The 14,285-nt window shown below is 71.9% G+C and carries 10 protein-coding genes; 8 read left to right on the forward strand and 2 right to left on the reverse strand.

Going from position 1 to position 14,285, the window contains the following annotated elements:
* Positions 1–14: 14 nt before the first annotated feature.
* Together ACFVGS_RS18745 and ACFVGS_RS18750 are read right to left on the reverse strand one after the other, a co-directional pair.
* Positions 15–3,317 carry a FlgD immunoglobulin-like domain containing protein gene (locus ACFVGS_RS18745; RefSeq protein WP_385693068.1) on the reverse strand — a complete coding sequence of 1,101 codons (3,303 nt, stop codon included), beginning with the start codon at positions 3,315–3,317 and terminating at the stop codon, positions 15–17.
* Positions 3,318–3,441: 124 nt separating this feature from the next.
* Entirely contained in the window at positions 3,442–5,286 is a 1,845-nt protein-coding gene (locus tag ACFVGS_RS18750) for a bifunctional metallophosphatase/5'-nucleotidase (protein WP_384409982.1), read from the reverse strand.
* A 199-nt stretch (positions 5,287–5,485) separates the two neighbouring features.
* Here ACFVGS_RS18750 and mshD point away from each other — a divergent pair, with 199 nt between their 5' ends.
* The 8 genes from mshD (at position 5,486) to pstS (ending at position 14,241) form a co-directional block, all read left to right on the forward strand.
* Complete coding sequence (gene mshD, locus ACFVGS_RS18755; protein WP_384409980.1) at positions 5,486–6,412, forward strand: mycothiol synthase; 927 nt, start codon at positions 5,486–5,488, stop codon at positions 6,410–6,412.
* 152 nt (positions 6,413–6,564) lie between these two features.
* Positions 6,565–6,963, forward strand: coding sequence for a GntR family transcriptional regulator (locus ACFVGS_RS18760; RefSeq protein WP_385693069.1), 399 nt, complete (start codon positions 6,565–6,567; stop codon positions 6,961–6,963).
* A complete protein-coding gene (locus ACFVGS_RS18765; protein WP_385693070.1) occupies positions 6,960–7,805 on the forward strand; it encodes an ABC transporter ATP-binding protein in 846 nt (281 codons plus the stop codon). Before ACFVGS_RS18760 ends, ACFVGS_RS18765 begins: the two co-directional genes overlap by 4 nt.
* Entirely contained in the window at positions 7,802–8,806 is a 1,005-nt protein-coding gene (locus tag ACFVGS_RS18770; protein ID WP_385693071.1) for an ABC transporter permease, read from the forward strand. The genes ACFVGS_RS18765 and ACFVGS_RS18770 overlap by 4 nt, the downstream gene beginning before the upstream one ends.
* A gap of 105 nt (positions 8,807–8,911) precedes the next feature.
* Positions 8,912–11,368, forward strand: a complete 2,457-nt coding sequence (locus ACFVGS_RS18775; protein ID WP_385693072.1) for an RNA degradosome polyphosphate kinase — start codon at positions 8,912–8,914, stop codon at positions 11,366–11,368.
* The gene (locus tag ACFVGS_RS18780; protein WP_384409965.1) at positions 11,355–12,437 is read left to right on the forward strand and encodes a CHAD domain-containing protein; all 1,083 of its coding nucleotides are present in this window, start codon (positions 11,355–11,357) and stop codon (positions 12,435–12,437) included. The genes ACFVGS_RS18775 and ACFVGS_RS18780 overlap by 14 nt, the downstream gene beginning before the upstream one ends.
* Positions 12,434–12,844 carry an NUDIX hydrolase gene (locus tag ACFVGS_RS18785; protein WP_384409963.1) on the forward strand — a complete coding sequence of 137 codons (411 nt, stop codon included), beginning with the start codon at positions 12,434–12,436 and terminating at the stop codon, positions 12,842–12,844. The genes ACFVGS_RS18780 and ACFVGS_RS18785 overlap by 4 nt, the downstream gene beginning before the upstream one ends.
* Positions 12,845–13,104: 260 nt before the next feature.
* On the forward strand, positions 13,105–14,241 hold the full coding sequence (gene pstS, locus ACFVGS_RS18790) for a phosphate ABC transporter substrate-binding protein PstS (RefSeq protein ID WP_384409960.1): 1,137 nt from the start codon (positions 13,105–13,107) through the stop codon (positions 14,239–14,241).
* The last annotated feature ends 44 nt before the right edge of the window (positions 14,242–14,285 follow it).

The following is a 14,285-nucleotide window of genomic DNA, read 5'->3' on the forward strand; positions in this document are numbered from 1 at the left end:
ACCGAGCGCCCGGCTCACTTCGTGTAGTAACCGGCCGCGTCCACGATCAGGTCCACGTAACCCGACCGGTTGTAGAGGTCGATGGTGCCCTCACTCGAAACCGGGACCACGACCTGGTTCGCCACGGTCAGCTTCGGCACCAGGTTCAGGTTCGAGATCGTCGGGCGAGCGGTCAGCGATGGGTGGATCGCGACGTAGGTCGACGATGTCGCGTTGGTACCCGCCACGTTCAGGACCAGGGAGCTCGCACCGGTCTCCGGGATGCCGCCGTAGCCGGAGACACCCAGCCAGGCGGCGCTGTCCGGACCGAGCTTGCCGTCCGCCCCGTACTCACGGGTGTCCAGGAGCCGGGCCGGGTTCAGCGGTACGAAACGCTCGCCCTGGCCGGCCGTGTTGGTGAAGTAGCCGGCGACGTCGCCGAGCAGGTCGACCGCGCCGCGGTGGTTGTACAGCGTGACCTTGCCGCTCTTCACCGGCACGGTCACCAGATTGGCGACCACCTGGCCCTGGACCATGTTCATGTTCGAGGTCGCCGGGCGGGGCATCCCGTACGGGTAGACCGAGACGAAGCTGGTCGCCGTCACGTTCGTCGCGGTCACGTTCATGACGACCGCCGTCACGCCCGTGGCCGGCACCCCACCGCGGCCCGCGATCTGCAGGTTCACCGTCTTGGCCGCGCCCACCTTGGCCTTCGGCGCGCCGACGCCGGCCAGCGTGTTGAGGATGCGGGCCGGGGTCACCGCCTTGAAGCGGTCACCCGAGCCGTCGAGCGTGTAGTAACCGGTGACGTCGGCGAGCAGGTCGACCGTGCCCCACGCGTTCCAGATCGAGATCTTGCCGTCCTTGCCGACCGGGACCGTCACCTGGTTCGGGACGCTGCGGCCGGCGGGCACGTTCAGGTTCGAGGCGGACGGGCGGGGCGTGCCGTACGGGTAGACCGAGAGGAACGTGCCGCTGGTCGGGTTCGTCACCGTCACGGTGAGGACGACCGCCGAGACACCCGTCGCGGCCACGCCGCCACGGCCGGTGACCTGGAGGTCCACCGTGCCACCCGAGCCGACCTTGCGCAGGGGCGCGCCCACACCGGCCAGGGTGTTGAGGATGCGAGCCGGAGTCACCGGCTTGAAGGTGGAGATGCCACCGCGCGTCACGAACACCGTGCCGCTGGTGCTCAGCGGCGCACCGACACCGTCGGCGGGCGGGGCGCTGAGCTCCCAGGTGTAACGGCCGTCGGCGACCACGGCGCCGGACGCGGTGTTGCCGTCCCACGCCGCCTTGATCAGACCGCGGGTCTGCAGACCGCCGTACGTGCGGACGACCTGGCCCGCCGCGTTCTTGACGGTCAGCGTCCAGGACGCGGCCGGCTTGGACAGCCACCACTGCCCCGTCCAGGCGGGGCCGCCTTCGACGTCGAGCTTGTCGGAGGAGATGGCAGAGTCCAGGACGGACACGGCGGAGGCCGGGACGCCGCTCGGAACGACGTGCAGCTGCTGCTGCTCGTCGACGAAGACGGTGTTGCCACCGAAGCGGTCGACGCTCCAGCCGCGCTCCGGCAGCACGTCGGCCGGACGGCCGAGCTCACGGGTCGGGCCCTCGCCGCGCAGCGGCGTCAGCGACAGCACCCCGTCCTTTTCGTGCGTGACGTAGCCGTCGCCGAGTCGCGCGACACGGTGCTCGGGCAGGGGCGTGTTCACGTTCGTCGCGGTGTTGAGGACGCCGGACTTGGTGTCGCACTTCCAGTAGAGGTCGGCGCCGACGGACTGGACGTCCTGCAGGACACAGTCGGCGACGGTCACGTTGCGGACGTAGGCGCCGGTCCGGACGTCGATCCCGATGAGATTGCCGGCGGCGCCGGTCGTTTTCCACAGAGTGGGGCCGTCGATCGCGTTCACGCGTCCGAGGACCTTGCTGAAGATCACCTTCTGGGCGTCCAGGTCGTAGACCCGCCGCTCACCGGACTGCGCGAGGTACGAGACGTAGCGGCCGGAGGCCTCCACGTCGCCCTCCACGAAAGTCGCCGACGTGACGGTGCCGGGCAGCTGCGAGCCCTCCGCGAGGACGTTCAGGGCGCGCCCGGCCATGCGGACGACCCGGCCGTCACCCGTGGCGACCATCTCGGAACTCGCGAGGAGCCCTGCGGTCGTGCCGCGGTCGACCCGGTCGCCGGCGACGAGCGGTCCGGCCGCCTTCGTCTCGATGGAGCGCAGGCGGTACTCGCCCGAGGGGACCTGGTCGACCGTGTGCAGGACGCCCTGCGCGACGGAGACGCGGCCCGTGCGGGTCGGGACGCCCGGGATGTCGGCGACCTTCGTCGCGGCGAACTCACCGTCGGTGCCCACCTCCACCCGGTGGACCGGGCGCGCGGCGCCCTCGCCTGCGGTGACGGCGAGGAGCGGGCCGGCGCTGTCCCCGGGCGTGCCGAGGACGTTGTCGAGCACCGTCTTCCGCTCGCCGCCGACGAACGGGCGGGACACGATCGTCTGCGTCCCCGCCGCCTTGCTCAGGACCTGGTCGCCACTGACGGCGATCGGGTAGTCCTCGCGGTTCCAGTCGGTTTCGCGGGCCGGTCCGGACCAGTCACCGTTGAGGTCCCACACCTGCAGCTTCCCGGCGCCCGTGACCTGGAGCAGGAGGTCGCCGTAGACGGTGACGGACCACACGTCGTCGGCGATGGGCCGCAGCGTCGGGGCATCGCCGGACAGGTCGACCCAGACGACGTCGGACACCTCGTTCACCTGGTACGACAGCATGAAGCCGTGCGCGGTGTGCCCCTGCATCACGAACTCCCCGGCGCCGGCCGGCAGACCGGTGATCGCGCGGTCCCGCTGCATGCCGTTCTCGACGGAGAGCGCGTGCAGCCCGGCGTCGGCCGTCGTCCCTGCGGTGACGACCGTGCGGCCGGCCACGCCGAGTACGCTTCGCCCCGCTCCGAGAGTGACCGTCGTCTCGGGACCGCCGGCCACGTCCTGGAAGACGACCTTGCCCTGTGCTTCGTACGAGCGGGCGACGGTGTCCGTGTCGGTGCCGTAGATCCGGGCGCCGTCGTCCTGGAACGGCGTGAAGGCCCCGGTGGCGTACGAGAACCAGCGGAAGGCGCCGGCCGAGTCGCCCTGCAGGAAGCCCGTCGTTCCGGGCCGCACCATCTGCGCGTACGGATCGGCCGTCGTCGCCTCGGCCGGGATCACCACCTCCGCCGGCACGTCGCCCTCGGCGGCGTACGCGAGCCCCGCGCCCACCGGCGTCAGCGAGATGAGTGCCGCGGTCGCCGCGGCGAGCGAGAGCACGCTTCTGCGCCGCTTCCCCCACCCTGTGTTCATTGGTGAACCCCTCCCCAGAAGTCCAAAGTCGGACGAGGCTACCAGCACTTCGAACCCGTTCAAAACGACAAAAGGGTGGCGCCCGCCGAAGCGGACACCACCCTTCCGTACGTGGCTCCGAGGACTACTTCACGATCGTGACCCGGCCCAGCGCCGGCGGTGCCAGCGGGGCGCTCGCCGAGGAGTGGGCGCTCATGTAGGCGATGAGCGCCTCCAGGTCGGAGACGCCGACCAGCTTGTTCTTGTGCTCCTTCAGTACGGGGAAGCCGTCGCTGCCGGCCGCCAGGAACTCGTTCATCGCGACCCGGTAGGTCTTCGCCGGGTCGATCGCCTCGCCGTTCAGCCTCACCGAGTCGACCACGATCCGGTCCGCGCCGGTCTTGGTCGTGTCCAGGGTGTACGTGAAGCCCTTCGACACCTGCAGGTACTTCGGAGCGGCCAGGTTCGCGCCACTGACCTGCTGCTGCAGCGCGGTGATCAGCTGGGCGCCGGTCAGGTCGACCGTCGTCATCATGTTGGTGAACGGCTGGACGGCGTACGCCTCGGCGTAGGTCACCACGCCGTCACCCTCACCACCGGACTGCGCGTAGGTCAGCGGCATGCGGACGCCGCCCGGGTTCATCAGCGCGAGCTGCGCGCCGCCCTTGTCCGCCGGGGCCATGGCCTCCAGCTGCGCGTCGGCGATCAGGTAGCCGGCCGGCCTCTCGACGTCGACGAACGGCTTCTTGGGGTCCGGGAGCGGGTTCTCGATGTCGGCCGAGATGTGACCCACCGGGCGGTTCGCGACCGGCGCGGACATCGTCTTGTAGTGGCGGATCAGGTCGGTCATGTCCTTCGCCGGGGTCACGTCACGGGTGACGACGTGGTTCGCGGAGGCGACGGCGGTGCGGACGATGTCCTTCGTACGACGGTCGTAGGTCAGCGTCGTGTCGGTGTACAGCCGGCCGAAGGAGGCCGCCGAGGTGACGGTGCGCGGCTTGCCGGACGGGTCCGGGATGCTGCACGCGTACGCCTGGTGGGTGTGGCCGGTGACCAGGGCGTCGACCTGCGGCGTGACGTTCTTGGCGATCTCCACGATCGGGCCGGATATGCCGGCGCCGGCGCCCGGGGTGTCGCAGTCGTAGTTGTACGCGCCGGAGGCCGGCATGCCGCCCTCGTGCAGCAGGGCCACGATCGACTTCACGCCCTTGCTCTCCAGCACCTTGGCGTACTTGTTGATCGTCTCGACCTCGTCGCCGAACTTCAGGCCCTTGATGCCGTCGGCGTTGACGATGTCCGCCGTGCCCTCCAGGGTCACGCCGATGAAGCCGATCTTGACGCCGTCGCGCTCCCAGACGAAGTACGGGTCGAGCATCGGGCGGCCCGTCTTCTCGTCCGTCACGTTCGCCGCGAGGTACGGGAAGTCGGCGCCGGAGAAGGACCGGCCCTCCTCGTAGCAGCCCTCGACCGGGTGGCAGCCGCCGTTCTGGATGCGGGCGAGCTCGCGCGCGCCCTCGTCGAACTCGTGGTTGCCCACGGAGGTGACGTCGAGCTTCAGCTTGTTGAGCGCCTCGATGGTCGGCTCGTCGTGGAACAGACCGGAGACCAGTGGCGAGGCACCGACCATGTCGCCCGCGGCCGCCGTGATGGAGTACCGGTGCCCCTCGCGCGCCTGGCGCAGGTGCGTGGCGAGGTACTCGACGCCGCCGACGCCCTCGATGGTCCGGGTGGTGCCGTCCTCGTTCCGGTGCGTGAGGCGGCCGGAGGAGCCGGACGGCGGCTCCAGGTTGCCGTGGAGGTCGTTGAAGGAGAGCAGCTGGACGTCGACCATCCGCCCCCAGCCCTTGCCGTTGCCGTATCCGGCGTCCTCGGCCCGGTCCTGCGAGGCGCCGGCCGGCAGCGCCGCCACCAGCGCACCGACGGTGGCGAGTCCCGCCCCCGCGGCGAGGATCCGCCGCACCGCCTTCTTGTTCTTCCGTGTCGCTGCCATTTCTCCCCAGTTCCCTGAACGACTCCGGTCTTGCCCGCGCAGCCTAGGGTCAACGCGCGTAGCGCAACAGGGGGTCACGGGTTACGAGCTGGTTGACTTTGCTCACTCTGCGGGCGGGGAGCGGGGTGCGGGACGCCCACCTGACAGTCTCCGGGTGATCTCCCACGGGCCGGAGCGACACCGCCGTAGGCTCGTAGGCATGACTTCTGACTCGGCGCCGGCCCTTGAACCCGGACGGCAGATCAACAGTTACGAAGAGCTGGGCCCCGAGCAGGTCGAGGCCGTGCTCGACCTCCTGGAGGCCGCCGACCGCGCCGACGGGGTGCACGCCGTGTCCGAGCAGGGCCGGCTCTATCTGCGCCACGGCAGGCGGGAGGGCGTGCGGCACTTCCTGCTCACGGTCGGCTCGCACCTGTACGGCTACGCCCAGCTGGAGGAGACCGACCCGGTCGAGGCCCCGGCCGCCGAGCTGGTCGTCCACCCCTCGCACCGGGGCCGCGGGCACGGCCGCGCGCTCGGCACCGCGCTGCTCGACGCGTCCGGCAAGCGGCTTCGGGTCTGGGCGCACGGCGGCAAGTCGGCCGCCCGGCACCTGGCGCAGGTGCTCGGGCTCACCCTGTTCCGGGAACTGCGACAGCTGCGCCGGCCGTTGGTGCCGCTCGACATCCCGGAGCCGGTGTTCCCGGAGGGCGTCACCGTGCGCACCTTCGTGCCCGGCGTGGACGACGCGGCCTGGCTCGCGGTGAACGCGGCGGCCTTCGCCCACCACCCGGAGCAGGGCTCGCTGACCCAGCGGGACCTGGACGACCGGATGGCGGAGCCGTGGTTCGACCCGAAGGGCTTCTTCCTCGCGGAGCGGGAGGGGAAGCTGATCGGCTTCCACTGGACGAAGGTGCACGCCGAGGAGCAGCTGGGCGAGGTGTACGTGGTGGGCGTGAGCCCGGACGCCCAGGGCGGCGGCCTCGGCAAGGCGCTGACGGCGGTCGGCCTGCGGCACCTGGCGGCGCAGACGCTGCCGACGGCGATGCTGTACGTGGACGCGGACAACACGGCGGCGGTGCGGGTGTACGAGGGACTCGGCTTCCGGACCCACGAGGTGGACCTGATGTACCGCACGGAGTCCTGAGCGTGGAGCCTGAGCACAAAGGCCTGAGCGCGGAGGCCTGAGCGCTTGGTCCGGGACCGGCTCAACACCTCGCCAGAAGGGGGCGGTTGACACCGCCCCCTTCTTTGCACCACCCTTTCACTACTTGATTAGTGAAAGGGTGGTGTACGCACGTGCTCGCCTACCGCATCGACCGGCGCAGCGGGGTCGCCACCTACCTCCAGATCGTCCAGCAGACCAAACAGGCCCTGCGGATGGGCCTCCTGGAGCCCGGTGACCGGCTGCCGACGGCCCGCGAGGTCGTCGAGGCCACCGCCATCAACCCGAACACGGTCCTCAAGGCCTACCGCGAGCTGGAACGCGAAGGCCTCGTCGAGGCGCGCCGCGGCCTCGGCACCTTCGTCCGCGCCACCCTCGGCACCGGCCCCGCCGGCTCGCCGTTGCGCGGCGAACTCTCCGACTGGGCCCGCCGGGCCCGCGCGGAGGGCCTGGAGCGGGACGACGTGGCGGCCCTCTTCACTTCCGTACTGAACGAGTTCTTCGAGAACGAGCACCACAAGGGGGACGCATGACACCGGAGACCGCGCTGCGCGCGGAAGGCCTCGGCGCACGCTACGGAGGACGGTCCCGGCCCTGGGCGCTGCGCGACTGCTCGTTCGCCCTGCCGGCCGGCCGGGTGTGCGCCCTCGTCGGCCCCAACGGCGCGGGCAAGTCCACCCTGCTCGCCCTCGCGGCCGGCCTGCTCCGCCCCACCGAGGGCACGGTCGGTGCACCGCCGCGGGAACGCCTCGCGTACGTGGCGCAGGACAAGCCGCTGTACCCGCGGCTGACCGTCGCCGACACCCTGCGCATGGGCCGCGAACTGAACCCGGGCCGCTGGGACGAGGCCGCCGCCCGGCGGGTGATCGCCGACGAACTCGACCCCCGCGCCCTCGTCCGCGAGCTCTCCGGCGGTCAGCGCACCCGCATCGCCCTGGCCCTCGCCCTGGGCAAGCGGCCCGAACTGCTGCTGCTCGACGAGCCGATGGCCGACCTCGACCCGCTCGCCCGCCACCAGCTGATGGGCCTGCTGATGGCCGACGCCGCCGAGCACGGCACCACCGTCGTGATGTCCTCGCACATCCTCGCCGAGCTGGAGGGGGCCTGCGACCACCTGCTGCTGCTCCAGAACGGGCGGATCCGCCTCGACGGCGACGTCGACGACCTCCTGTCCGGGCACGTCCTGCTCACCGGGCCCGCCGGCGACGCCGACCTCGCCCCGCACACCGTCGTCGAATCCCGCACCACGGGCCGTCAGCTCACCGCGCTGATCCGCCGCGAGGGCCCCGTCGAGGGCCCGTGGGAGGTCACCGACCCCACCCTGGAGGACCTCCTCCTCGCCCACCTCCGCACTCCCGAAGGAGCCCGGTCATGAGCACCCTCGCCCCGAAGGGCCTCGCCTGGGTGACGGTCCGCCAGTTCCGCCGGACCCTGTGGACGGCCGCGGCCCTCGTGGTCCTCGCCCTCGCCGGCACCCTCGCGCTGCGCGTCTGGGACGCCCAGACGCCCGACCGCTGGGTGGAGGACGGCTACTGGGTCCGCGGCGACGACAACCTCGCCTACGAGGTGCTGCGCCTGGCCATGGAGTACGCGTCGGTGTACCTGCTCCTGCTGCCGCTCGCCGCCGGCGCGGTCGTCGCGGGACCGCTCGTCGCCCGCGAGTTCGAGACCGGCACCTACCGGCTGGGCCTCACCCAGTCCGTCGCCCCGGCGGCCTGGCTGCGCGCCAAGGTCCTCACCGCGGGCGCCGCCGCCGTCGTGGTCACCCTCGCCCTCATGGGCGTCTTCCGGATCGGCTGGGACCGGGTCTCCGGCACGTACCAGCTCGCCTGGGGCGACCGCGGACCGTACGAGGCCGGCGGCGTCGTGCTCCTCGCGTACGTCGTCGCCGCCGTCGGCGTCGGCACCCTCGTCGGCCTGCTCGTGCGGCGGACCCTGCTCGCCATGGCGGCCACCGGCCTGGTCGTGGGCGTGACGATGATGGTCCTCGGCGCCGTGCGCTGGTCCTTCCTTCCGGTCGTCACGGTCACCGGGCCGGTCGGCCCCACCCTGACGATGCCGGAGAAGGCCCTCATGACGGAGACGGGCCTGACCACCCGGTCCGGCGGGCGGATGGACGAGGCGGTCTGCTGGGACCGGGCGGCGGCCGCGGTTCCCGACGACGCGAAGCTGCCGTCCGACGAGGCGTGGAACAACGCGTGGAACAGGGCGTTGGACACCTGTCACACCGAGCACGGCGTGACAGGCCAGTACCTCGACTACCACCCGTACGCCCACTACTGGCCCACGCAGCTCATCGAGACCGGCATCCTCCTCGCCCTGGCCGCCCTCGCGCTCCTCGCCGCCTTCCGCGTCCTGCGCGCCCGGCTGCCGTAACCGGCCCGGAAGACCGCGGGCGGGGCCCGATGCGGCCCCGCCCCCGATTCCCTCACGTCACGTCCCCGTTACCAATCATTCAGACGCGCTTGCGACGCTCACGCAATGAAGCGCTCCGTGCCCGCACATCCGAAGGGCAGACTTCCCAAAGGAAGACTCCCTTCCACCACGGCCCGCTCCGACGCGCCCGACCAGCCCTTCGCGCGGAAGAATGGGGCCATGAGCCAGCAGCCCGCCGAGGTCCCGGTCCAGTCGTCCACGAACGCGTCCGCCAAGACGGACGCCAAGACGAACGCGAAGACGGCCGCGAAGGCGTCCAAGACCTCCGCCCGCCCGTCCATGTCCAGCACGGCCGAGGCAGCCGAAACGCACGCCCAGCCGTCCCTCGGGTCCATAGCGGCGCACCGCCCGCACGCCGTGAACGGCGCCGCCGTGAGCGACCTCGCGCCCGACCTGGACGCCGACCTCGACGTGTACGAGGACGACGGCTCCGCGGGCGAGCTGCCCCAGGGCCGCTTCCTCGACCGGGAGCGCAGCTGGCTCGCGTTCAACGAGCGCGTCCTCGAACTCGCCGAGGACCCGAACACCCCCCTCCTCGAACGGGCGAACTTCCTCGCGATCTTCGCGTCGAACCTCGACGAGTTCTTCATGGTCCGGGTCGCCGGCCTCAAGCGCCGCATCGCCACCGGCGTCGCCACCCGCTCCGCCTCCGGCCTGCAGCCCCGCGAGGTCCTCGACCTCATCTGGACCCGCTCGCGCGAGCTCATGGCCCGGCACGCCGCCTGCTTCCAGCAGGACGTCGCCCCGGCCCTCGCCGACGAGGGCATCCACCTGATCCGCTGGCCCGAGCTCACCGAGAAGGAACAGGCGCGCCTCTTCACCCTGTTCCGGCAGCAGATCTTCCCGGTCCTCACCCCGCTGGCCGTGGACCCGGCGCACCCCTTCCCGTACATCTCCGGGCTCTCCCTCAACCTCGCGGTCGTCGTCCGCAACCCGGTCAGCGGGCACCGCCACTTCGCCCGCGTCAAGGTGCCGCCGCTGCTCTCCCGCTTCCTGGAGGCCTCCCCCGAGCGCTACGTCCCGCTCGAGGACGTCATCGCCGCGCACCTGGAGGAGCTCTTCCCCGGCATGGAGGTGCTCGCCCACCACATGTTCCGGGTGACCAGGAACGAGGACCTGGAGGTCGAGGAGGACGACGCCGAGAACCTGCTCCAGGCCCTGGAGAAGGAGCTCATGCGGCGCCGCTTCGGCCCGCCGGTGCGCCTGGAGGTCGAGGAGTCCATCGACCCGTACGTGCTCGACCTGCTGGTCCGCGAGCTGAAGATCTCCGACTCCGAGGTCTACCCGCTGCCCGGCCCGCTCGACCTCACCGGCCTCTTCGGCATCGCGGGCCTGGACCGGCCCGAGCTGAAGTACCCCAAGTTCGTCGCCGGCACCCACCGCGACCTCGCCGAGGTCGAGTCCGCCTCCGCGCCCGACATCTTCGCCGCGGTGCGCGAGCGCGACGTGCTGCTCCACCACCCGTACGACTCCTTCTCCACCTCCGTGCAGGCCTTCCTGGAGCAGGCGGCGGCCGACCCCGACGTCCTCGCGATCAAGCAGACCCTGTACCGCACCTCCGGCGACTCGCCGATAGTCGACGCCCTGATCGACGCCGCCGAGTCCGGCAAGCAGGTCCTCGTCCTCGTCGAGATCAAGGCCCGCTTCGACGAGCAGGCCAACATCAAGTGGGCCCGCAAGCTGGAGGAGTCCGGCTGCCACGTCGTCTACGGCCTCGTCGGCCTCAAGACCCACTGCAAGCTCTCCCTGGTGGTACGCCAGGAGGGCGAGGTCCTGCGCCGCTACAGCCACGTCGGCACCGGCAACTACCACCCCAAGACCGCCCGCCTCTACGAGGACCTCGGCCTGCTCACCGCCGACCCGCAGGTCGGCGCGGACCTCTCCGACCTCTTCAACCGGCTCTCCGGCTACTCCCGGCGCGAGACCTACCGGCGGCTGCTCACCGCCCCCAAGTCGCTGCGCGACGGCCTGGTCTCCCGGATCAACAAGGAGATCGCCCACCACCGCGCCGGCCGGCCCGCGTACGTGAAGATCAAGGTCAACTCGATGGTCGACGAGGCCGTCATCGACGCCTGCTACCGGGCCTCGCAGGCCGGTGTGCCGGTCGACATCTGGGTCCGCGGCATCTGCGCCGTACGGCCCGGCGTCGAGGGCCTGTCCGAGAACATCCGGGTCCGCTCGATCCTGGGCCGCTTCCTGGAGCACTCCCGCGTCTTCGCCTTCGGCAACGGCGGCGAGCCCGAGGTGTGGCTCGGCAGCGCCGACATGATGCACCGCAACCTGGACCGCCGCATCGAGGCCCTCGTCCGGGTCGCCGACCCCGCCCACCGGGCCGCCCTGACCCGGCTCATGGAGACCGGGATGTCCGACACCACCTCCTCCTGGCACCTCGGACCGGACGGGAACTGGACGCGGCACGCGACCGACCCCGAGGGCCAGCCGCTGCGGCACGTCCAGGAGATGCTCATCGACGCGCGGAGGCGCCGGCGTGCACAACCCTGACATCACCTCGGAGATCCCGCCGGGCACCGGTCCGGGCGCCCCACGGAACACGGTGACGGGCCCCGGGCCGGCCACGGCTCCCGACGCCGTCCCGTCCGAGGTCTCGGCGGGCGAGGTCCTCGCCCCGTACCTGCACGCCCGGGCCGCGGACTTCCTCCGCGGCCTGCGGCTGCACACCGAGAGCGGCGCCGACACCCGCGGCGCCGAGGAGGCCGCCCGCACCCTGCGGGCGGCGGCCCGCCGGATCAGCGGCACCCTCCACACCTTCCGCCCGCTCCTGGACGGCGCCTGGGCCGACCAGCTGCGCACCGAGCTGGCCTGGCTCTCCGGCACCCTCGCCCTGGAGCACGCCTGCACCTCCCGGCTCGTCCGCCTGGTGGACGCGCTGTCCCGGCTGTCGAGCGACGGCTCGCACGGCGGCCCGGTGCCCGCCGCCCGCGGCACGGAGGGCAGCCGGGGCATGGCCGTCGGCGCCGCCCGGGCCGGCGCCCTCCTCGAACGCCAGCTGACCCTCGCGAGGACCCGCGCCCACTCCGCCGCGCTCCAGGCCCTCGGTTCCTCCCGGTTCCACGCCGTCGCCGACGCCGTCGCCCTGCTCGCCTCCGAGGTGCCGCTCGGCCCGGCCGGCTCCGCCCGGGCCGCCGACGTCCTCGAGGCGCCCGCGCTGGCCGTCGAGCACCGGCTGCTCGACGCGGTCGGCGCGCTGCCCCTGTCCCGGGCCGCCCACCCGTACAACGCCGAGGCCCTCGCGCTCGCCGCGGGTGAGGCCCAGGACACGCCCTGGCACCAGACCCGCGGCCTGCTCCGGCTGCACCGCTACGCCGGCGAGGTGCTGCGCGGCGGCGCCGAACCGGACCCGGTGCTCTACGAGGCCGGCCGCGCCCTGGACCGGCACCGGGACGCCGCCGAGGCCGCGGCGGCCGCGGCGGCCGCCGCCCGCACCCCCCGGATCGCCCCGGCCACCGCCTATGCCCTGGGCGTCCTGCACGCCGACCAGCGCCATGAGGTCGAGGCCGCCCGCTTCGCCTTCCAGCGGGCCTGGTCCCGGGCGGCCGTGGCGGTGCCGTGATCCTCGCGGCGGGCGTCGTGCTGTGGCGCCGGGCCGCGGCGGGCGAGGACGGCTCCGCCGCCCTCGAGATCGCCCTCGTCCACCGCCCGAAGTACGACGACTGGTCGCATCCGAAGGGCAAGCTCAAGCGCGGCGAGACCCTCGCGTCCTGCGCGCTGCGCGAGGTCAAGGAGGAAACCGGCCAGTCCTGCGAGCTGGGCATCCGGCTGCCTTCCGTCCAGTACCTCGCGCACGGCCGCCCCAAGGAGGTCCACTACTGGGCGGCCCGCGCCCTGGGCGGCAGCTTCACCCCGAACCAGGAGATCGACGCCCTGCTCTGGCTGCCGCCCGCCGAGGCCCGCACCCGCCTCACCCAGCCGCGGGACCGCGAGCTCCTGGACGCCCTCCTCGCCACGACGGCCCTCTAGCGCCTGCCCCGGAGGCCACCGGACGGGTCCCGGGGACGGCGCCCGAGGCCGTCGCGCGACGCGGCTGGCTCCGCACCTCACCTTCCGGCATGGTTCACCTTCCGTTCACTCTCCCCCGTCGGCCGCTTCACCTGTTCTGCCTAATTTCGGCTGTACACGGTGCAGAGCCCAGCGATGCACCCACCACCCCGACACGCGCCGCCGTACAACGTCAGGACACACGGTCCACGGCAGGCGACTTCTGGAAGGAACACCCGAAAGTGAAGCTTTCGCGCAAGAACGGGCTTCGCGCCTCCGCGATCGGTGCCCTCGTCGTCTCCGGCGCGCTCGTCCTCTCGGCGTGTGGTTCGGACAACAACAACGAGCCCACCAAGGACGGCGGCAAGACGTCCGCCGCCGCGTCGAACATCAAGTGCGACGGTGCCAAGGGCCAGCTGCTCGCCGCCGGCTCCAGCGCGCAGAAGAACGCGATGGACCTCTGGGTCAAGAACTTCCAGGCCGCCTGCTCGGGCGTCGAGATCAACTACCAGCCGATCGGTTCCGGCGGCGGCATCACCAAGTTCAACCAGGGTCAGGTCTCCTTCGCCGGCTCCGACTCCGCCCTCAAGGAAGAAGAGGTCGCCGAGTCGCAGAAGATCTGCAAGGGCGGCAAGGGCGTCAACCTGCCGATGGTCGGCGGCCCCATCGCCATCGGCTACAAGCTGGACGGCGTGGACAACCTGGTCCTGGACGCTTCCACCATCGCCAAGATCTTCGACAACAAGATCACCAAGTGGAACGACCCGGCGATCGCCAAGCTGAACCCGGGCGCCAAGCTCCCCGACTCCACCATCCAGGCCTTCCACCGCTCGGACGAGTCGGGCACCACCCAGAACCTGGGCAAGTACCTGTCGACCGCCGCCGCGGCCGACTGGAAGTACGACCCGAAGTCGAAGTCGTGGCCCGCCCAGGGCGGCCAGGCCGCGAACGGCTCCTCCGGCGTCGCCACCGCGGTCAAGGACGCCGAGGGCTCCATCGGCTACTTCGAGCTCTCCTACGCGACCGCCAACAAGATCTCCACGGTCAGCATCAACACCGGCGCCGCCGCCCCGGTCGCCGCGACCACGGAGAACGCCTCCAAGGCCATCGCCGCCGCCAAGATCAAGGGCACCGGCAGCGACCTGGCGCTGTCCCTCGACTACGCCACCAAGGCCGAGGGCGCCTACCCGATCGTCCTCGTCACCTACGAGATCGCCTGCGACAAGGGCAACAAGGCCGAGACCCTCTCGACCCTGAAGGCCTTCCTCAACTACACCGCCAGCGAGGAGGGCCAGAAGGTCCTCTCCGACGCCGGCTACGCCCCGCTCCCGGCCGAGATCGCGACCAAGGTCCGCGAGATCGTCCCCACCCTGTCCTGATCCCAGGCCGGACGCGGCCCCTCGCCTCCCGTAGGGGGGCCGCG

The sequence above is a fragment of the Streptomyces sp. NPDC127114 genome, from assembly GCF_042677525.1.
Classification (GTDB): domain Bacteria; phylum Actinomycetota; class Actinomycetes; order Streptomycetales; family Streptomycetaceae; genus Streptomyces.